Source organism: Okeania sp. SIO3I5 (genome assembly GCF_010672085.1).
Taxonomy (GTDB): Bacteria; Cyanobacteriota; Cyanobacteriia; order Cyanobacteriales; family Microcoleaceae; genus Trichodesmium.
The window spans coordinates 6884-25952 of record NZ_JAAHHT010000129.1 but is presented as its reverse complement, the minus strand read 5'-3'; the positions used below and the strand labels follow the sequence as shown (position 1 = coordinate 25952).

Sequence of the window (19069 nt, the reverse complement as noted above, 5' to 3'; positions counted from 1 at the left end):
TCAGTAAGACCTACATGACGAGGGTAGAAGGAGAAAATACTCGTTGACGACACTACGCACGCTCGAGTGCACCGCAAAACCGCAGTGCTACTCCAAATCTGTAGAGATGCTGAAGCATTCCATCAGAGTTTTAATTCATTATCTTAAGTTTGGAGATGTACCCGTTCCTGCCTGATTCATCTTTGAATTTACCAACGCCACTTTTTGGGCTATGTTTTCTTCAAGTCCTGCTCAGAATAAAAGTGAAACTTATAAAGTGCATAAGTACAAGTCAAATTTACAATTCTTCACAAAAAGGTTATAATCATCGGGAAGGTACATATAGAAAAATTATGGTGACGGCATTGTTTACCAGTACGCCAATACAAAATCAAGGCGGCGATCGCCTAGTGAGTAAAGTAGCAGGAGCTGCCATTGCAGCGCTGTTTAAGAGTTCTGATAAAGTCGAAGCCAATGTCCGCGCCGAGCCGGTGGCCAAACTATTACAGGGTAGCTTGGATGGATTTGACTTCATAGGCAAAGGAATGCGGATGTATAATGGCCTTCGCATCGAAGTCATGGAACTTTACCTGCAAGCTGTATCAATAGACTTCAGTGCAATTTTTACAGGTAAAGTCAAACTCAAGCAGCCTATCCAGGCTACTCTGAGAACAGTGTTAACCGAGTCAGATTTGACCACTTCTTTCAATACCCCATTTGTGGTAGAGAAACTCCAAAGGCTCAAGTATAATGGAGAACCCCTACATTTTGAAAATACTCAAATGAATATAACTGAAGATAGAGCCCTCAGACTCAAAACTCAAATTAGGGTAGGAACTTCAAATAAACCTATAGACGTTGATTTTACTGCTAATGTTGAAGCGGAAGAGCGACGTAAAATTAAATTTGTCAATGTCAAATATAACGGTAATCAAGAATCAGTAGACTTAGGTAAATCTCTAATAGCTCATGTCAATAATTTATTAGATTTAGATCAATTTGCATTAGAAAATACTCAACTGCGAGTAGATCGATTACGAGTAGGAAGAGATGATATTACATTTTATGGTGTGGCTAAAATAGATCAATTTCCCAGTGGGATTAATAAAAAATAGTAGTGAAGCTTTAACAACTAGCCTGCAAGTTATACCTTGTAGCCTAAGCTCAAATCTACTATGAAAGCCAGTCTGATTTATAGGATTAATCCTGACTATTGAACTATATATAAATATAAAAAAATAGTGGGAAGATATCACCTATATATAAATTGCAACTGAAATTTCAACTTGAATAATTTCTCACTCTCACCTAAGAAAAATGTAGAAATTATGTCAAATTCATGTAGCAATATGTGGCTTTTCACATTAGTATGACGAAGGAAAGGTTGTTTAAACGGGAAAAAATCTACCTGTTTAAACTTCTTACATCCTGTCTATTTAATTAATCATAATAAAAATGTTCATGTCTTAGATAATTTGTACTTGATATGATAGCTGATAGCTGAATACTTAAGGCTATGTTTATGGATATTCAATCTTAAATAACATTATTATTTCACTCAAAAAAAATATGTTTAAACTTCTTATATCCTGTATGTTGAACTAAGCAAAATAAAAACTTTATGTCCTAGATAGTTTGTACTTGAGCTGATAGCTGAATACTTAGTACTATATTTATGGATATTTAATTATTGCTGTGCTGATTAAATCTGAAAGTGTTTACAGATAAAGCTTTTAGCCTTTTTAAGTATTGAAAAAGTGCGATATTTTTAGTTGAAAAGCCTCAAAATGTTAGTATTTTAGACAACAGTTGGACAGAGAAATTGAGGAATAATTCTAACTCCTACCTCCTCTAAACTCCCATTTCTACTGACTACTGATATCAAATCCGCGCTCGCAACGGAAGTGATATAATTCTACCATCAGTATTGGTTAAAACTCCTAGTTAGTGGAGGGTTTGGAGACCAAACCCCTACAGGGCAAGAATTATACCGATACTACCGGATTTGATATGACTACTACAAAGAGCAAAAATACTTTTTCAGCAAACCTTAATTAGAAATAATAGGCGTTAATGAATTTTTTTGACTAGAGCGATCGCCCTAATTCCCATGCCATTAACATACATTGTTAAACACGAATGTTTGAATTCCTTAAAATAACCCTGTTATAATTAATAATTATCACTCTCATTGACGAGAACAATTAACACAGATGTAGTCTTGTTTCCCTTGCCGATTAATTCCGTTTTTGCGGATATGATGAGATTTACATTCCAGACATTCCATGATTTGAGAGTATATATAGTAATCTTGATTGATTTTAAAAATACCTTAACTTTCCTGGCTGTTGTCCCGCGCTCTCCATCCCCCCTAACCCCCCGTGCATAGGGGGGAGGGGGAGCGTCGGGATGAAAGCCAGGGCCAGGATTCGGATACCTTCATAAGCTAAACGTTTATATGCCCAAGACACAAGCTAGGAGCATTTTGTTATTATCAATGTCAACACAGGGGGAGGACATCACCTCTGTCATGCTCCGCGGTCAGGGTTTCCCAGACCCTCAGAATCCCGCGTTGTCCATCCCCCCTAACCCCCCTTTGAAAGGGGGGAATAGAAGGGCAACGTCGGGAGTATGTCAATTCATAGCTTGATTCACCAACGCCGAAATAATATAGCATTTCCCAGGCTAGTGAGGTACAAGAAAAGGGCGATCGCTAGTCCCAAAGTATCCCGTACAGGACTTAGACAAAAACATTTCTGATTTATGATGCTGTATAATAGCAGCCATGAATAAACCAGTTACGAATGTCATTAACATGGATACGACTGAAAGCAAATTCAATCGCTTTAGCTAGGTCTGGATAAGTTCTGGCCCCAACTAGCCGTAAAATACTTTTGAGTTTAGACCAACAGTTTTCAATAGGGTTAAAATCTGGAGAATAAGTGGGAAGATAGATTAATTTAGCTCCTACTGATTCAATTAAAGCTCTAATTCTTTCTCCTTTATGAATTGAGCAATTATCCATAATGACACAAGCTCCTTTCCACAATTTCGGTAGCAATTTTTGAGAAATAAATGCCTCAAAAGTAATAGCATCAGTCCCTCCCATAAGACTACCGCCACGCAACTATTCCTTGAAGGCTGATTCGAGCAATAATGGATACATTTTGACCTATGAGTGTGAGGACGCCGACCATAAGCTCTTTGACCTTTATAGGAACGACCAAATAAACGTACTAAAGATAAATTTACTCCAGATTCATCTACAAAAATTAGATTGTCAGCCGAAATTCCTTGAACTTTTTTCCAGAACTCTAATCTTTGTTGTTGTACTCTTTGAGTCCCTTTTTCTGTTGCATGTAGTGTTTTTTTTGACAGTCAAATTCAGACGACGCAGCATTCTATCTACTGTAGAACGACCAACTAAAATTCCTGTTGATAGTGCTAATTGATGACGAAGTTCCTCCAAGGTAGCATCATTATTACGATTCAACAGCTCTTCTAGAACCTGTAACTGTTGAGAATTGAGTTTTGTCGGTGTTTGTTTGCTTCGCACTTTGGGACTAATATTTCCTGTCTCTCGATATTGTTGGAGTAATTTTTGTATGAAGCTTAAGGCCACATGAAATTGTTGGGCTAATTGACGTTGAGATATATTCCCTTCTTTATATTACAATAATTTTTTGTCTGAGATCGGTAGAATAAGCTTTCATTAGTTTAGAGGTTGATTTTAATTAGGCGATCGCCCTTTTATTGTACCTCACTAGCCTGGGAAATGCTATATTATTATTTCATTCAAAGGTAGTCCTGCATTGTAATGGTGAAAATATATATTTTTTAATTTCTTCCCACACGGACCACACGGACCACACTTTCTCTACCATTACTATGCACCACCACCCATTCAAATATAATTGACTCAAAAATAAGGCTAATTAACGGCTTTGTTGCATGAAAGTGGCGATATAGCTGCCGCTAGGCTCCGCCAACGCGATAACTCCCCTTAGTCTGAGTTAACTAGATGTCAACTTTGTGGCTTTTGGGTTAACCTGTTTGAATCATACGGTTCAGCATGGCACATTGTATGAACAACTCTACTGCTTGATTGTCGAATTTTCGTCGTCGCAACTTCCGTACATATATCACTTTGAAGCTCAACATTGTGGTTTCAGATAGGGAGCGTCGATGGTAGCCACTTTCACCCTTCCATGTCTTTCGTCCCACTTGCCTAATGTGCCTTAAGTTTTCGTCTCTGGGATGAGGAGTCCCTCTACAGTTGCCATGCTGCTATGTTGCACCGCATTTTTTCGCGGTGGAATAGTTGTTTTGGCTCCTACCTGAGTGGCTTTTTCATAACACTTGCACTTATCATAAGCTCCATCACCTGATACTTGAGCGATATCACCTTATACCCCATCTAATAGGTCACTAAATACTTGGTCGTCACTAACATCATTAGTTGTGGCAACTGCTGTGACAATCTCTCCCGTAGCCTCATTCACACCTAGATCTAATTTGCGCCATGTCCTGCGTTTACGTGACAACCATGAGTTCTGGTTTTCCATTCCCCAACGCCCATATACTTTGACCCCTGTAGAATCTACTACTAAGTGAATCCCTTCACGGGTTGGCATCACTGGTATCACAATATTTAATTTCCTGACCCTACGGCATACTGTGCTATGCAAAGTGGTACAGGTAAATAATATGCCATTAGAGCAAATATAGATTATACAAATCCCTCTGTCTGCCATCCCGCTAATCCGAATAGGCTACTTAGAGAAACCATTAATTCAATAGCCACATCACTATAGATATTCGATGCTCCCCTACATCCAGTTTTCTCTTGGTTTACCCACTGCTCTATTACTTCATCATTGAGCCAGAATGTGAGACTCCCTCTCTGTTTTAAGGAGGCATCGTATTCAGACCAGTTGCTGACCCGGTACTTGCACTTAGACTTGGACTTGGACTTGGACTGACTCATATCTACGTTGGTGTAGGTTTTTTGTGCCATGTACTATTATTTTTATCCTATTTCCTTTGTTTGTGCAACAAAGCCCTAATTAACTGATAATTGAATTATCAAATCTCTTGACTTTTTTGTTGCAAAAATACTGCAGCATCAAGATTTGAAAACCTAGAAACATTAACTTTATAAATACAACCCCCCCTTTTTTTTAAATCGTAAGTATAGGTTTGATCATAATAGTTGAGAATTAAATCTGAAGCTGCTGCTAAATTTCCTTCCCTTAAAAAATTAACTGCTTTTTGCGTACACAGACCTCCCAATCGTCTACGAATACGTTCAGTAGCAGCAATCAAATCATCAATATTCGCATCCCCATAGATTTCTACTAAAAACGCCACTCTTTCCTGACGACTGCGACTTATTTCAATAACTATCGCCTTTTCCATTTGCTCAAAAATTTCCTGGGGAATACGACATAACCCAATACCCTTACTCTCAGCTTCAACCCATAAAGGTTGAGTCCTGTCAAACTTCGCCCACTCCATCGCGATCGCATTCCAAAATTGCTCGTTAGTAGGTTGAGGCAACTGCCCCAAAGCTCCGAAACTACTACCACGATGGTTGGCAAGAGCTTCTAAATCTAAAACCTGTTCCCCCATCTTTCTTAAAGTACGCAATATCTCAGTTTTGCCACTACCAGTCATTCCACCCAGAATAATAATTTTTTGAGGAACTGAAAATAGAGAAAGCGCCCAACGCCGAAACCCTTTATAACCAGCGATGAGTAGAGCAACATTAAATCCAGCGGTTTCTAGTAACCAACCTACTGAAGCACTACGCATTCCACCACGCCAACAGTGAATTCTCACTTGACGATCTGGAGCTAAAATTTTGGCACGGGCAACAAAATCAGCTAATTTCGGACCAGCGATCGCTAACCCTAGCTCTACTGCTTCATCTTTACCTTTTTGTTTGTAGCAAGTTCCTACTAAAGCACGTTCTTCATTATTAAATAGGGGAAAACTAACAGCACCAGGAATATGACCTTGGGCATATTCGGCGGGACTACGAACATCAAGAATAACTCCTGGTGTTTGAAAAAAAGCATCAGGTTTGAGGGATTTTGTCATATTTTTAGGAAGAAAGAAGAATGAATAAATCCTGTAATATCATGTCTGTTTGAATAGTTATAAATAACAATGAAACATTCTCAGGACTTACGCAAAGACACTATATATAGTGTATGTTAATACAGAGCGATATAGCTGCCGCACTTGCTCCGCCAACGTTTAAAAATAGAGAGCGATATAGCTGCCGCACTTGCTCCGCCAACGCTTCAAGACAACTATCATTTGGGGCGATGGGGAAGTTGCCCCATCACTCGCGACTGTTTTAGGAGACATTAGAAATATTTTTTCTAGAACATTCGCTATTCTATTTTTGGCTGTGAGTTTTAGATAATTGCTCATGTTTTGGGTTTGGTGGGTAGGTGGTGAGGAGCGATTGGTCGGCAAGCTACCCTCTACTAAAAAATTACTTTTTTGAGAAAAGAAAACTTCCCAGACCGATAACTGAGAAGTTGATTTTACCGGGTTGTGGACTGGTTTCTAAGCAGCTGCTATTTTTACGTCGCTAATACAGGAATGGCATATTGATTAGTTCTAGTTCATCCAGGGGGATGAGTTGTTGGGGATGGCCAGGGAAGTATGCTGCTTGGAGATGTTTGTCGTAGTTGTGCAGTTTGAATATTTGGCCTTTTGAGTCTCCAGTCGCGATCGCTAAGTATTGTCCCATTAAGATTTTCATGGCCAATAAAAAGGCCAAACGCTATTAAGCGATCGGCATTTTGGTTACTCTTCTTCTCTCAACTGGAAATCATCTGGTAATTCTTTGGCCTGCTCCAATAGATAAGCTATTTCTTGTTCCAAAGCTGCTGATTTTGATAAAAAACTAGCTTTTTTACGTTTGTGGTCTATCAACCTTTTTTCCAGACGTTCACCATGCTCATCCATGTAGTTAGAAGCTTCTTTCATTGCCTCTCGGAACAGGCCTAGGATTCCCCCAAAAGTTCGACTGATTGAAGTTCCTCCCAAGAAGTCGCCCACTTCTCTATTAACTCACTTCGGCTGATATTCAGCGAATCGGCTATCCGCTGCAGTCGTTTCTTCGTCTCTGGAGTAATTGTCAAGTTTAGCTGTTCCTTCTTCTGAAGATGCTTGGTTTTTCTTCCCATTTGTTTTTTCTTTGTCCATAACAAGCCGTTGAAAATATTTTACTTAACTACTTGACAAAAATGTAAGCGCTTGATAATTTAGTAAATTAAATAAGCGTTTAAAAAAACTAAGGAGGTGACACAAAGGAGAATTTTTTGTCCCACAAAGATTCTGAAGCGTTCAAATTTGTGACCGTCTCTATATATAGAGAACATTCCAATTATTCTCACGACTAACGCTGGGAGATTATTTTCCTTATAACTCCGAGCCTTCCTTCAAACATCATTAATCAAGATAAATTTAGTATTGTAAAGTATGCGACCTAAGCAATCTCCAGATAATCCTATGGGGTTTGAGTTTCCACACATAGATTTAAACCTTCCTAGATGGGCACAAGATTGTATTAATACTTGGCATAGGATTATGGAACCGGGAAACCATCTCAAAGCCATTTTTGAAGATATTGAAAGAGACTTGTTTTCTCATGTTCATGCCTACATTCAAGAAGGAATGGAGTTAGCAACCATTAGATATAAAAGGCTGTATGAAGAGAAAAAGGTTTACACCTTTAAAGATTACTGCGACAAGTTTTACCTCAAATCTCATAATAGAGCTTTAGAGACTATCTTGGCATCTCAAATAGGGTAGGAGTTGCTCTGCAACGAATTTCAACAAATACCTACCAATGTCAGTCAATGTCTTGCCTTGTCTAAGACTTTTTTCAAAGATGATTTTGGGAAGCCAGATATTGTGAGGTCTTGGCAGTGGGTTTTGGAATATAGCAAGGCTACTGGCAAAAAAATTACAGCCGGATTGATTAATTTTTTAGTTAATCCACCAAGAGAGGATGAAAAAGTGAAAGTCAAAGTTACTAAAAAAAAGTGGGAAAAATTCCAACAGAAAGCTAGAGATTCTGGTCTTGCTCCTGAGTCTGTACTAGAAAGTCTCATAGATAATTTTGTAGGGGAGGATGACACCAGTGTAGACCCAGATTTGGCCGAACCTGAGTCTGATACTAGCTCTACTAAAGTAACTGCTGAAAAACCTTTAGAGAGTAAGCCAAGGACCGAAGATTTGCAAGACTTACTCACAGAACATAACAACGATAATAGACATTTTGACACAACCTAGTGGACCGACACACCTTACAGTGCTTTTCAGTTGAGTAGACCACAAAACTGTTGTAGGAGTAATGAGTAAGGAGTAATGAGTAATGAGTAAGGAGTAATGAGCAAGGAGTAAGGAGTAAGGAGTCAGTATGATTGTGGTTTATTCATCATTAAACCACTGTAAATGGTGCCTTAGATGGTCCGGGTGGTCGGTGTGGTCTGTGTGGTCCGGGTGGGGAGGAAAAGATACCTAGAAACAAAAATAAGAGTGCACAGTTTTAGCTGTGTCAGTCTACTAGCACACTTGGTCAATACAAAAAATTCTTTACCAAACTAGGAATTTCTTGGTTGGACATTCGGGAAAAGTACGGTGATTTGAGAAAGTTGGCTACTTAGCGACAAGCTTACAGCGACTATACCTATAAGGAATTGCCATTGATTAAGTTTCTTGAGGAACAAGGTCACCAAGAAACGCCCCCTACTTCCCCCGAAGCGATCGCTACCCCAGCAGAAGTTGTGGAAGTGGGGGAAGTTGTGGAAACTGTTAAAATCTCTCTCTCCTGCTGAATACCTTTGCAATAATTCATTAGCATCCATAATTTTTCTCCAAGAGCGCTTTCCACTAACAACCATAACAGAACATTAACGGCACCCTTTAACAATCATGGTGCTAGAACCTCATATTGAGTATCTTCCAATAATTTAGTGGATTGGAAAAATATTAGCTCTCTTGAGAATTACCGGACACAGGTAGGATACGAGTCTAAGCAGCCAGGTTATACTCTTACTCATGACTGCTGACTACCTAAGTCCAACTCCGAAAGAAAGTATTTTCCTGCCAAACACTAGCTGTTTTCTGCTCGATCGCTCCCATATCCTCCCGACTTAACTTCTGAAAACCCTGAGCAACTCTAACATTAGACTTTAACATTTCCACGGACTCCGTAGCTATAACACAACAATGTACCCCTGGCAACGACAAAACATATCCCATTGCCTCTTGCATATTCAACACTCCCGGTCGGAGTAACTTACCATAAGCAGGTATCTTCATCCCAATCACACCCACATTTTTTTGTTGCGCTACTGGCAATACTGTAGGAGCAAATGGTCGAGGATGATTTTGATCAGCAGCATTAATAGAAACTAGAGTCGTATCAAACGGATAACGGCGCAACCCCTCAGCAATAACATCCGGTTCGTGATGACCTGTAATTCCAGTAAACTTGACTATTCCTTGCTCTTTTGCCTCTTCCATCGCTTTAATAGCACCTTGGGAAGCAAAAATTTGATCTAAAGTTTCCATAAACGAAACATGGTGTAACTGCCACGAGTCAAGATAATCTGTATTTAACCGTTTTAGCGATCGCTCCAACTCCTGCCATGCTCCATCGCGATCGCGTCTACCTGTCTTACTTGCCAAAAATATCTCCTTTCTATAGGGAGGCAAAACTTTTCCTAAATGTTTTTCATTTGCACCATAACTAGCAGCAGTATCAAAATATCTAATTCCCAGAGATAAGGCTGCTTCAATTATTGCGGTCGCTTCTTTTTCTTGCCCACTTTTATCTACAGGAGTTTTTCCTGCACCACCTAAACCTAAAAGTGGCACTTTTACACCTGTTTTCCCTAATACTCGTTCTGGCATTGTAGATGTAGTGGGTAGTTTCTCAGCAGATGCTACTTTTGCCTGAGTCTGTTTATTTATAGTAGTAGCACATAAGATGCCACTGGCAACAGTAGCACTGGTTATGATAAAGTTACGTCTAGTAGTTTTTTCAATCATAGTTATTGATAGTTTTTTTGACATTATACATTAGACATCTCCAGAAAAGGGGGAACAGGGAACAGGGGCAACCAACCCCCCAACCCCTCCCAGGAGGAGAATAATTGATTATTTATGGATAATAATTGATTTTACTTTTTATTTTTGGAGATGTCTATTAGACATAGGCGTGAAAATTAAAAATAAAATCAATCACTCTCTTGGTCGATTGGATATGCCGTTAGCGTTAGCGAGAGCTACCGTAGTAAGAGGAGAGCTACCATAGTAAGAGGAGAGCTACCGTAGCAAGAGGAAGCGGCTCTGAAAGAGCGGGAGACCTCGCCATCTCTCGACCGCTTTTTCCCTTTATTGGGGAGGCGAATATTGCTGAATTATTTACAGGACTTATGCTTCCCCGCTATATATGGAGTATTGTTTAGTCAATATTCCCAATATTCCCACTATAATTAGTGCCCTTGCGTAAGTCCTTATTTGACATACTCCCGACGTTGCCCTTACGGGACTAATAGGGATTCTTCAGTCTGGGAAACCCTGACCGCTGCGCATGACAGAGGTGATGTCCTCCCCCTATTTTGACTTTTACAATAACAAAATGCTCCTAAAAGTGTCAAGGGCATATGAACGTTTAGCTTATGAAGGTATCCGAATCCAGGCCCTGGCTTTCATCCCGACGCTCCCCCTCCCCCCTATGCACGGGGGGTTAGGGGGGATGGAGAGCGCGGGACTTCCCGCCAGGAAAGTTAATTATTCATCATTAATCATTAGACTTGTCGCTAAATAGAGGGAAAAAATCGCTCAAACTCAGGCAGAGTAATAATTCCAGGTACTTTAGGTTATTGATAGCTATAATCCTTACATATCAAGGGTTTTGAGGATTTTTTAAGTTATAAAGCGACAAGTCTATTAATTAGAGACTGAATGTATCAGGAAATCTAAAAAGGAGATAGGGAACACTTAACTGGGAACAGGGAATAGGTATGGAGGGAATAGGTATGGGGGTCCGAAGAAATCAAGACAAGTATTGAAGAGTTAAAATAAAGGGAACATATATACCTTTCCACCTAATCAATCTACCAAATTTCAATCTCTTGAAGTACCTTTTACTTTGAGATTTTAGTCACTCAACAACTCTCTTAAGACTTATTTTACAAACAGTTTCTTAGGGTTTGCTGATTAGTTCTCAAACCATTGACACAAAGAAGGCAATTGCCTTCTTTGTGTCGAAAAAACTATCAGGTTTTCAGCTCTTCATGCCCATGCATGTTAGGAGAAAAGGCAGACAAGCACAAAAAAATCAAGCTACAATTACCCCTCCTACTTTCTGTGTCTCCCCACCCTCCCCACACTTCCCACACTTCCTACTCTCCCCAGACTCTGCTTTTTTCAGCAAACCCTAATTATTCTTGTTTTTACTTCTCCCTCATATAAAATCCGGTTATACAGTAATCGCAAAATAATCGCGCTTATTACTTCCTCAACTGAAATATGTTAAGCTAGAAGCACGAATTTAAAAATTTATGCATTTTCATTTCCTTTCTTACTCCGTACGGACGCCCTTATGCAACGTCCCTACCTCCTTACTCCTTACTCCTCAGTAATACGATAACTAATTACCCAGATTCTATATCACTCCCCTACTCCCCGACTCCCCTACTTCAATCAAATGTAGAAAAATTTTTGAGAAATGGTATAAGATCGGTATGGGGACAAAGCTCCTATACACCAATGATTTTCTAATTTACAACCCTACATTCAGGGTCAATTATTCCCCATAGCTAATTCCAATCAATTGACATACTCCCGACGCTCCCCTCCCCCCTTTCCAAGCTATGCTTTATAAACATCTTTCTCTTTTCATAAAACTTGACAACATAGACAAGTTATGTTGAAGTCTTGAATCGGCTTTTTCAGGAGAAAAGTGTGTTTTTCAATACACTTTTTTATGAATGTAGACAGAATTCTTCCTCCCCCTCCTCCCCATCCTCCCCATCCGGACCACCCTCCCACAAGGGTTTCAAGAGTTCCTTATCAGGGATAGCTTATCCTTGGGGGGTTAGGGGGGGATGGAGAGCGCGGGACAACAGCCGGTAGTTAATGGTATAGCAGTCGCAGCCAAGATTAGGACATTTCTAAATCCTGTTTGCGGAGCATTTCCGAAGGAAAAACCCTTTGACAGTTTACTATTCCCTATTCCCTATTCACGCTTCGCCTAGCGCTATACTTAAACATTTTCTAGTTGAAAAAATGCGTCAAAGCTACTCTAGGGAATGGAATTACGTCGATGCCTTAAAAATGGCTAGAACCCGTGATGACCTACGGATTTATATTATATCTTTTTGAGGTAAAAGCCTTTTCCCATCTGTATTTGAACCTGTTTTTTGGCTCTCTAAGGTGTTTAAGTCCCATTAATCAATGAATTTAGTAATCAATTTTACAATTTTTAAAATTTTTTCAGAGTAGTTGCTAAATTTTAGCAATAGGGTTATAATTTATGTAGTAGCTACTCAATATAGCCCTAGCAAAAAAATTTGACAGAGAGAATGGGTATACCTCTCTGCCATCTATAATATCCTGATATTTTCTTCCTTTGGAAGTATAATTGCCTAAATCTGAGTAATTACTGCATTTTGTTTGTTAACTCTACCAAAATTAAGTTTTTTGCTGGTCTAAATTATTATTTATTTGACAAACAAAAGTTCAGGTTTTGCATCTACCTGCTTCTTGTATGCGGAGCATTTTCAATAACTTTGTAGGTTGCTTGCTTTGAGTAGTTGACCTAGTTTAACACTACTAATGTGTCTGGAGCTAGGAAATGGTCTAGATGATATGCACGCTCTTCAGTTTTGAGTAAAATTTGCTCATAAAGGTAGCGAGTAGCCCGATCTCCCAAACTTTCAGCTTGTCCAGCAAGACGGCGTAATAATTTAATTACATCTTGTTCTGCTTTTAGATCGTGTTCAACCATAGTACGAGAGTTAAAGCTGCCATCTTGCTCAGGAGTAAAGCAGCACATTTCAGCTAACTTAACAAAGCTAGCAACTGGAACACCACCCAAACCATTGAGGCGTTCTGCTAATTCATGGACATGATCTCTGACATCTTCATAACTTTCTTTAAAGAAGTCATGTAGTTGGGTGAACTCTGCTCCTTCTACAACAAAATGGTGTTTCTCATATTGGAGGTATAAAGCTTGGAAACTGGCCAAAGCTATATTCATACCTTCACATACAGGTTCAGTAACACTTTTTTCTAATCCAACTGGGTTATCGGCAATTTGACCAAATACTTGTACAGGAGTTGCTGTGCTATTAGACATATTATGTATCCTCTTTCAATTAACTTAGTTTAATGCTAGTTATCTAGCTTTTTTATTGCTAATAGATTTAAGTCTAGCACAGTTAATAGATGAGTCAACCTGAGTCAGGTTAACAGATAAAAGATATTATGAGTTAGCAAGTAATTTTTTTAAAACTATTGAGAAAATTTATTAAATAATGTAGACTCAGAGATAGAGGGTAACTGGTAGAAACATACTCCACTTCCACCAGAGCTTAGGAATAAATTTAGTGCTAATATATTTCAATTGTAAAAAAATGAGTACATTCAATCAGAGGCCAAACACCTGTGAAATTGTAGATGTAAGTTGTGTAGATAGATGGCAAGTATATAGACGCTTACAAGAATTAGATATTGATTGTTGGTGTGAAGTAGAAAAGCCATTACAGGTACATCTAAAAAATGTAAATGAAGTTACCCAACTAAAAAGTGTCTTAAAACAATTCACAGCTAATCGTCACGAATTGGTGCAATTGTTACAAAGTTGTTGGGAGGTTAGCTAATATGCTGATTAATACTATCAATTAAATAGGAACAAAAGTAATGTATTTCTCTGTAGAGATACAAAACTTTTACCTAAGTAATTAAACCTATCCAAAGCCACACAGATAACCATTAGTAAGCAAATAAGCAAAAGCAACAATGTCTAAATTCAAGCATCAGAAAAAATTCAGTTTGTCAGGAAAAGTCCAAGAAGTTACTCTCAAAGATGGCTATAAAGTGAAATATGTTCATGTAGAGACACCAGCAGGAAATAATTATGTTGTTAAAGTAGCCAAGGGTTTACGGCGGAATTTTTCATCGGTATTAATACCAGGTTTAGGGGTTAAGATGACTGGTGAAATGACTGTATGTAAAAAAACTGGTGAAGAAGAACTTAAAGCATATAAAATTATACCAGATTGTAGCAAAAATGCAGCAGAACCATGCCCAAATCAGACTTGGGGATTGTTGGAAAAGTCATCAAGTCAAGTAACAGAACTGAAATTACCTGAAACTGAGGGTATTTGTAGTAAATCTCAAAAAGTAACTGGAGCTAATGCTAAATGTGCAGGTAAAAAAGCTCAAATTTTGGTATGTCAAAAATCTGATTGTCAAAAACGGGGTGCAGGCAAAGTTTGTCAAGCATTGTCGGAAGCATTGAGCGATCGCGGTTTAGAAGACCAGGTGACAATCAAGAAAACGGGATGCCTGAAAAAGTGTAAAGCAGGGCCAAACATGATAATTATGCCGAACAAAGCTAAATACAGTCGGATTAGTTCGACAGAAATTCCCGAAGTTATTGAAAAGCACTTCGCCTTAGAAGCATAACATAAAAGTTTCCGAATTTATAGTAGCTTTATGTAAATTCCAATCTCTTTTTGGGGATTGGAAATTTTCTGCTGTGGAAATTTTCTGTTGTATAGTTGTAATAAATAACCAGAATAGTATAGTGATCTGTCAAGATTCAATTTTTGGGTAACTCAGGTTGTGAGCAAGACCTTCAAATAACGGGTGGTTAACTATAGCAATGAATCTGAGGGACACAACAACTGATTAATCAAACTGTGTTTCAATAATTAATAATTAATAATTAATAATTACTTCTTCTGTAATAGAAGGATTGGTTAAAAGGAATTTTTTTCTTTTCTTGGTGGATTGGATATAGTTAGGTAACCCATCCATCCAAGGACTGCTTTTTCTCCTTGAAAGGAGAAGCTTTAAACCTGATTTTTTAGGTAAAAAGTCCCTAAAAAGTTGTCAGACAGGATTCATTCTTGCCCTCCGGAGTGGGATGGTAATCTGTCGTGATAAAAACGCTACAGCAAATATAGAACCCATTTGGGATCTAGGATCGTGAGTGGGGGAGTAGGGGAGTAGGGGAGTGAGGGAGTGAGGGAGTGGGGGTATTGGATAATATAGAAGTATTTTTCAATCTTTTTTTGTATTGCCCTTATCCCACATAAGATTCCGCTCCTCAAAAATCAACATCCTGGGTGTTGATACCAATATAGATATAAACAATCAGAAAAACAGGAAATCAATTATCGAATAAAATTCATCAATTCTTTCTCTATACTCTCTAGGACTTACTCCCTACTCCCTAATCCCTAATCCCTACTCCCTCTTTTCTATAGATACGCTCTTGGTTTCTATAAAACATAAGGCGATAGGCATTCTTTACTATAGCGTTAGCTGAGTGTGGGAGTATGTCACGGGAACTACTAAGTTAATAATTAAAAGGAAACTGAAAAAGTGTCACAAACTAAGCCAACTATTTTAGTAAGTGGGGGAGCAGGATATATCGGTTCCCATGCAGTACAAGCTTTACAAAATGCAGGTTATGATGTAGTAATTTTGGATAATCTGGTTTATGGACATCGGGACATTGTAGAAAATGTCCTGAAAGTAGAAATGATTGTTGGGGATACGAGCGATCGCTCTTTATTAGATAAAATTTTTGCTACTCACAAGATTGCAGCAGTGATGCACTTTGCTGCATATATTTTTGTGGGGGAATCAGTCAAAGATCCAAAAAAATATTACAACAATAATGTGGTAGGAACTCTGACATTATTGGAAGCAATGTTGGCAGCATCGGTGAAAAAGTTTGTTTTTTCTTCGACTGCTGCTATTTACGGGGAACCGCAAACCAGTCCTATTCCTGAGGATCATCCGAAAAATCCGATTAATCCTTATGGTGCGAGTAAGCGGATGCTAGAACAAATACTGGCGGACTTTGAGGTTGCTTATGATTTTAAGTCGGTTTGTTTCCGTTATTTTAATGCAGCGGGAGCGCATCCTAATGGTTTGACTGGAGAAGATCATAATCCGGAGACTCATCTAATTCCTTTGGTATTGTTTGCAGCATTGGGTAAGAGAGATTCTATCTCAATTTTTGGCATTGATTATGATACTCCTGATGGTACTTGTATTCGAGATTATATTCATGTGTGCGATTTAGCAGATGCTCATGTTTTGGGATTGGAATATTTATTGAATGGTGGTGACAGCGATATTTTTAATTTGGGTAATGGTAATGGGTTTTCGGTTAGGGAAGTGATAGAGACTGTTAAGGAAGTAACTGGTAGAGAATTTAAGGTGGAGGAGCGCGATCGCCGTCCTGGAGATGCTCCTATTTTGGTAGGAAGTAGTGAGAAAGCAAGGAGAGTATTGGGTTGGTATCCGAAATATCCAGAGGTTAAAGAAATTATTGCTCATGCTTGGCAGTGGCATCAAAAAAGACACGACGAATAACTGGGAGTGTGGGAGGTGTGGGAGGTGTGGGAGGTGTGGTAGGTGTGGGAGGTGTGGGAGGTGTGGTAGGTGTGGGGAGATGGAACATTTGTTAGAATTTAATTGCTGAAGATATGAATTAAGGAGAATCAAACTAATGGTTATTCCAGATATTCCTGATGGTTGGAAATATGTTATTAGCTCGTTAGTTGCTGGAGGTATCGCAATATTTGTCACTTTCTTAAACAACCGTTATCAACTAAGTAAAGATACTAAGATTTGGGAAAAAGAAAAGTTGTGGGAAGGTTATCAAAAGTGTATTTATAATTTAAACTTAATAGATGTTTTATGGACAGATTTGAGCGCAGAACACGGAATCAATTACGTTTTTAAAATAGAAGGGAGAGAAAAAATTTGTACCCTATATTCAGAAATATTTCCCTATTTATATTGGATAATATATAATCATCCAAAATCTCTAATCATAATAAATAAAAGCGTTGAAAGAAATAATTGGAAAAGAGGAAATAAAAAAAAATCAGATGAAAAAACTTAGTTTTTTCATTTCCAATCCTCAACTTTTAAATCCTATGAAGCAAGAGCTTACTAAGTTAATGGTTAACGACCCTAGACTTTCACAATAATAATATAAGTAAAAAACAATTTAACTCTTGAAAACTAAACTTATTGCTAAACAATTATGAAATTTATCAGTCCTAAAATTGATTATGCCTTTAAAAAAATATTCGGCTCTAGTCAATCTCAACAAATACTTATCAGTTTTCTAAATGCCATTATTTATGATGGTGAAAATATCATCCAATCTTTAACAATTAATAATCCCTATAATCCTGGTCAAATAGAATCTTTAAAAGATAGTTATTTAGATATTAGAGCCACATTATCTGACAAATCAATAGTGATTATTGAAATGCAAGTTTCTCCGATGCAAGCTTTTGGGAAACGGGTGGCTTATAATCTGTGTAAAACTTATGCTAATCAATTAGAAAAAGGTGAACTTTATTTTCTGCTAAATCCAGTAATAGCTGTGACAATTACTGATTTTAATATGTTTGATGTTGAGCAACTTCCCGAAGCTATCAATAGATTTGTGTTTAAAGAGCAGAAAAAAAATGTTGATTATATAGAGGATGATTTAAAATTAATATTTGTGGAATTACCAAAATTTCAGAAAAAATTAGAGGAATTAGAGAGTTTAATAGATAAGTGGATTTTCTTTTTAAAAGAAACTGCTAGTTTGGATATAATTCCCGAATCTTTAGGGGAAGTGCCAGAAATTGAACGCGCTCTAAATATTGCTAATCGAGCTAATTATAGTAGGAAAGAATTGGAGGAATTTGAACGACGAGCAATAATGTTGCAAGATGAAACAGGGAAAATAACTTATGCGAAAGAAGAAGGTCGCGCTGAAGGTCGCGAAGAAGGTCGTGCTGAAGGAATAAACATAGGGGAATTAAAAATAGTAATGTCTTTAATTAATCAACGTTTTGGAGAGGTTGATAAAGATATTAGTAATCAGATTTCTAATTTAAAGAGTGAAAATTTAGAAAGTTTAGTTAAGGCACTTTTTGATTTTAATACTCTGGCAGATTTATTGAGTTGGTTGGATAATCTGTAAATTCAGTTATCAGTTATAGCGCTACTTGAATAGGGAATAAAGAATAGTAGAATTTCAAAGGATTTTCCTACGAAATGCGGAGCAAACAGGATTTAGAAATGTCCTCACCTTAATCCGTAGCGCTATATCAGTTAGGTTGAGGTTTGGAACGTCTAATTTTGCCTTGAAAATGTCAAAGTTGAGGTTGGAAACCTCTAAAATATTAATGTATGAATGCATGACTTTATTTTTATTCCCTGAAATCTTCAGTTAGAATGTTATTATACATAATTAGAAATCTACTTCTTGCTCAACCATTATGAAATTTATCAATCCTAAAGTTGATTATGCCTTTAAAAAAATATTCGGCTCTAATCAATCTCAACAAATACTTATCAGTTTTCTGAATGCCATTATTTATGATGGTGAAAATATCATCCAATCCTTGACAATTAATAATCCCTATAATCCTGGTCAAGTAGAATCTTTAAAAGATAGTTATTTAGATATTAGAGCCACATTATCTGACAAATCAATAGTGATTATTGAAATGCAAGTTTCTCCGATGCAAGCTTTTGGGAAACGGGTGGCTTATAATCTGTGTAAAACTTATGCTAATCAATTAGAAAAAGGTGAACTTTATTTTCTGCTAAATCCAGTAATAGCTGTGACAATTACTGATTTTAATATGTTTGATGTTGAGCAACTTCCCGAAGCTATCAATAGATTTGTGTTTAAAGAGCAGAAAAAAAATGTTGATTATATAGAGGATGATTTAAAATTAATATTTGTGGAATTACCAAAATTTCAGAAAAAATTAGAGGAATTAGAGAGTTTAAT

22 protein-coding genes and 2 pseudogenes are annotated in these 19069 nt (G+C 37.7%); 11 read left to right on the top strand and 13 right to left on the bottom strand.

The window, feature by feature from the left end:
• Together F6K40_RS24825 and F6K40_RS24820 are read left to right on the top strand one after the other, a co-directional pair.
• Positions 1-175, top strand: a pseudogene (locus F6K40_RS24825) (IS1 family transposase); the annotation flags it as partial.
• Between the two features lie 157 nt (positions 176-332).
• On the top strand, positions 333-1094 hold the full coding sequence (locus F6K40_RS24820) for an LmeA family phospholipid-binding protein (protein WP_365672688.1): 762 nt from the start codon (positions 333-335) through the stop codon (positions 1092-1094).
• Positions 1095-2167: 1073 nt separating this feature from the next.
• Here the strand turns inward: F6K40_RS24820 and F6K40_RS41635 are convergent.
• The 9 genes and pseudogenes from F6K40_RS41635 to F6K40_RS41030 form a co-directional block, all read right to left on the bottom strand.
• Entirely contained in the window at positions 2168-2266 is a 99-nt protein-coding gene (locus F6K40_RS41635) for a transposase-like zinc-binding domain-containing protein (protein WP_483143776.1), read from the bottom strand.
• 474 nt (positions 2267-2740) lie between these two features.
• A pseudogene (locus F6K40_RS24815) lies at positions 2741-3692 on the bottom strand (IS630 family transposase).
• Positions 3693-4023: 331 nt separating this feature from the next.
• A complete protein-coding gene (locus tag F6K40_RS41430; protein ID WP_375340599.1) occupies positions 4024-4203 on the bottom strand; it encodes a hypothetical protein in 180 nt (59 codons plus the stop codon).
• Positions 4204-4385: 182 nt separating this feature from the next.
• Positions 4386-4613 carry a transposase gene (locus F6K40_RS41425; RefSeq protein ID WP_375340600.1) on the bottom strand — a complete coding sequence of 76 codons (228 nt, stop codon included), beginning with the start codon at positions 4611-4613 and terminating at the stop codon, positions 4386-4388.
• 95 nt (positions 4614-4708) lie between these two features.
• Positions 4709-4966, bottom strand: a complete 258-nt coding sequence (locus F6K40_RS41420) for a transposase (protein ID WP_375340598.1) — start codon at positions 4964-4966, stop codon at positions 4709-4711.
• Between the two features lie 98 nt (positions 4967-5064).
• On the bottom strand, positions 5065-6081 hold the full coding sequence (gene mnmH / locus F6K40_RS24805) for a tRNA 2-selenouridine(34) synthase MnmH (protein WP_293139770.1): 1017 nt from the start codon (positions 6079-6081) through the stop codon (positions 5065-5067).
• Positions 6082-6583: 502 nt separating this feature from the next.
• The gene (locus tag F6K40_RS24800; RefSeq protein ID WP_293139769.1) at positions 6584-6745 is read right to left on the bottom strand and encodes a hypothetical protein; all 162 of its coding nucleotides are present in this window, start codon (positions 6743-6745) and stop codon (positions 6584-6586) included.
• A 56-nt stretch (positions 6746-6801) separates the two neighbouring features.
• Positions 6802-6984 carry a hypothetical protein gene (locus F6K40_RS24795; RefSeq protein ID WP_293139768.1) on the bottom strand — a complete coding sequence of 61 codons (183 nt, stop codon included), beginning with the start codon at positions 6982-6984 and terminating at the stop codon, positions 6802-6804.
• Positions 6985-7001: 17 nt separating this feature from the next.
• Complete coding sequence (locus tag F6K40_RS41030; RefSeq protein ID WP_365672681.1) at positions 7002-7184, bottom strand: ribbon-helix-helix protein, CopG family; 183 nt, start codon at positions 7182-7184, stop codon at positions 7002-7004.
• Positions 7185-7479: 295 nt separating this feature from the next.
• On the opposite strand from F6K40_RS41030, the gene F6K40_RS24790 reads away from it, so the two are divergent.
• On the top strand, positions 7480-7812 hold the full coding sequence (locus F6K40_RS24790; RefSeq protein WP_293139767.1) for a hypothetical protein: 333 nt from the start codon (positions 7480-7482) through the stop codon (positions 7810-7812).
• A gap of 3 nt (positions 7813-7815) precedes the next feature.
• Positions 7816-8295 (top strand): hypothetical protein, encoded by a 480-nt coding sequence (locus F6K40_RS24785; RefSeq protein WP_293139766.1) that lies wholly within the window; start codon positions 7816-7818, stop codon positions 8293-8295.
• Between the two features lie 439 nt (positions 8296-8734).
• Here F6K40_RS24785 and F6K40_RS24780 read toward each other — a convergent pair whose 3' ends face one another.
• The 4 genes from F6K40_RS24780 to dpsA all read right to left on the bottom strand — a co-directional run bounded on the left by F6K40_RS24780 (position 8735) and on the right by dpsA (position 13375).
• Positions 8735-8935 (bottom strand): hypothetical protein, encoded by a 201-nt coding sequence (locus F6K40_RS24780; RefSeq protein ID WP_293139765.1) that lies wholly within the window; start codon positions 8933-8935, stop codon positions 8735-8737.
• Positions 8936-9078: 143 nt separating this feature from the next.
• Positions 9079-10059 (bottom strand): aldo/keto reductase, encoded by a 981-nt coding sequence (locus F6K40_RS24775; RefSeq protein WP_293139764.1) that lies wholly within the window; start codon positions 10057-10059, stop codon positions 9079-9081.
• 1232 nt (positions 10060-11291) lie between these two features.
• The gene (locus F6K40_RS24770) at positions 11292-11414 is read right to left on the bottom strand and encodes a hypothetical protein (protein WP_293139763.1); all 123 of its coding nucleotides are present in this window, start codon (positions 11412-11414) and stop codon (positions 11292-11294) included.
• A 1421-nt stretch (positions 11415-12835) separates the two neighbouring features.
• Entirely contained in the window at positions 12836-13375 is a 540-nt protein-coding gene (gene dpsA / locus F6K40_RS24765; RefSeq protein ID WP_293139762.1) for a DNA starvation/stress protection protein DpsA, read from the bottom strand.
• A 277-nt stretch (positions 13376-13652) separates the two neighbouring features.
• Between dpsA and F6K40_RS24760 the strand changes: the two genes are divergently transcribed.
• From F6K40_RS24760 to F6K40_RS24730, 7 genes are all read left to right on the top strand, one after another.
• On the top strand, positions 13653-13898 hold the full coding sequence (locus F6K40_RS24760) for an Asr1405/Asl0597 family protein (RefSeq protein ID WP_293139761.1): 246 nt from the start codon (positions 13653-13655) through the stop codon (positions 13896-13898).
• Between the two features lie 139 nt (positions 13899-14037).
• On the top strand, positions 14038-14706 hold the full coding sequence (locus F6K40_RS24755) for a (2Fe-2S) ferredoxin domain-containing protein (RefSeq protein ID WP_293139760.1): 669 nt from the start codon (positions 14038-14040) through the stop codon (positions 14704-14706).
• A gap of 924 nt (positions 14707-15630) precedes the next feature.
• Entirely contained in the window at positions 15631-16632 is a 1002-nt protein-coding gene (galE, locus tag F6K40_RS24750; RefSeq protein ID WP_293139759.1) for a UDP-glucose 4-epimerase GalE, read from the top strand.
• The gene (locus F6K40_RS24745) at positions 16605-16727 is read left to right on the top strand and encodes a hypothetical protein (RefSeq protein ID WP_293139758.1); all 123 of its coding nucleotides are present in this window, start codon (positions 16605-16607) and stop codon (positions 16725-16727) included. Before galE ends, F6K40_RS24745 begins: the two co-directional genes overlap by 28 nt.
• Positions 16728-16768: 41 nt before the next feature.
• Entirely contained in the window at positions 16769-17167 is a 399-nt protein-coding gene (locus tag F6K40_RS24740; RefSeq protein WP_293139757.1) for a hypothetical protein, read from the top strand.
• Positions 17168-17311: 144 nt separating this feature from the next.
• Positions 17312-18250: an Rpn family recombination-promoting nuclease/putative transposase gene (locus tag F6K40_RS24735; protein WP_293139756.1), complete on the top strand. Its 939-nt coding sequence runs from the start codon at positions 17312-17314 to the stop codon at positions 18248-18250.
• A 298-nt stretch (positions 18251-18548) separates the two neighbouring features.
• Positions 18549-19069, top strand: a 521-nt coding sequence (locus F6K40_RS24730; protein WP_293139755.1) for an Rpn family recombination-promoting nuclease/putative transposase, incomplete at its 3' end; no start/stop codon positions are given.

Bases quoted from the DNA above. Each gene is read 5' to 3' on its own strand.
- F6K40_RS24790 (WP_293139767.1), top strand. From the start codon at position 7,480: ATGCGACCTAAGCAATCTCCAGATAATCCTATGGGGTTTGAGTTTCCA.
- F6K40_RS41425 (WP_375340600.1), bottom strand. From the start codon at position 4,613: ATGCCAACCCGTGAAGGGATTCACTTAGTAGTAGATTCTACAGGGGTC.
- F6K40_RS24795 (WP_293139768.1), bottom strand. From the start codon at position 6,984: ATGAAAGAAGCTTCTAACTACATGGATGAGCATGGTGAACGTCTGGAA.
- F6K40_RS24740 (WP_293139757.1), top strand. From the start codon at position 16,769: ATGGTTATTCCAGATATTCCTGATGGTTGGAAATATGTTATTAGCTCG.
- F6K40_RS24820 (WP_365672688.1), top strand. From the start codon at position 333: ATGGTGACGGCATTGTTTACCAGTACGCCAATACAAAATCAAGGCGGC.
- F6K40_RS41635 (WP_483143776.1), bottom strand. From the start codon at position 2,266: ATGGAATGTCTGGAATGTAAATCTCATCATATCCGCAAAAACGGAATT.
- dpsA (WP_293139762.1), bottom strand. From the start codon at position 13,375: ATGTCTAATAGCACAGCAACTCCTGTACAAGTATTTGGTCAAATTGCC.
- F6K40_RS24760 (WP_293139761.1), top strand. From the start codon at position 13,653: ATGAGTACATTCAATCAGAGGCCAAACACCTGTGAAATTGTAGATGTA.
- F6K40_RS24800 (WP_293139769.1), bottom strand. From the start codon at position 6,745: ATGGGACAATACTTAGCGATCGCGACTGGAGACTCAAAAGGCCAAATA.
- F6K40_RS24735 (WP_293139756.1), top strand. From the start codon at position 17,312: ATGAAATTTATCAGTCCTAAAATTGATTATGCCTTTAAAAAAATATTC.
- F6K40_RS24755 (WP_293139760.1), top strand. From the start codon at position 14,038: ATGTCTAAATTCAAGCATCAGAAAAAATTCAGTTTGTCAGGAAAAGTC.
- F6K40_RS41420 (WP_375340598.1), bottom strand. From the start codon at position 4,966: ATGAGTCAGTCCAAGTCCAAGTCCAAGTCTAAGTGCAAGTACCGGGTC.
- F6K40_RS41030 (WP_365672681.1), bottom strand. From the start codon at position 7,184: ATGGGAAGAAAAACCAAGCATCTTCAGAAGAAGGAACAGCTAAACTTG.
- F6K40_RS24775 (WP_293139764.1), bottom strand. From the start codon at position 10,059: ATGATTGAAAAAACTACTAGACGTAACTTTATCATAACCAGTGCTACT.
- mnmH (WP_293139770.1), bottom strand. From the start codon at position 6,081: ATGACAAAATCCCTCAAACCTGATGCTTTTTTTCAAACACCAGGAGTT.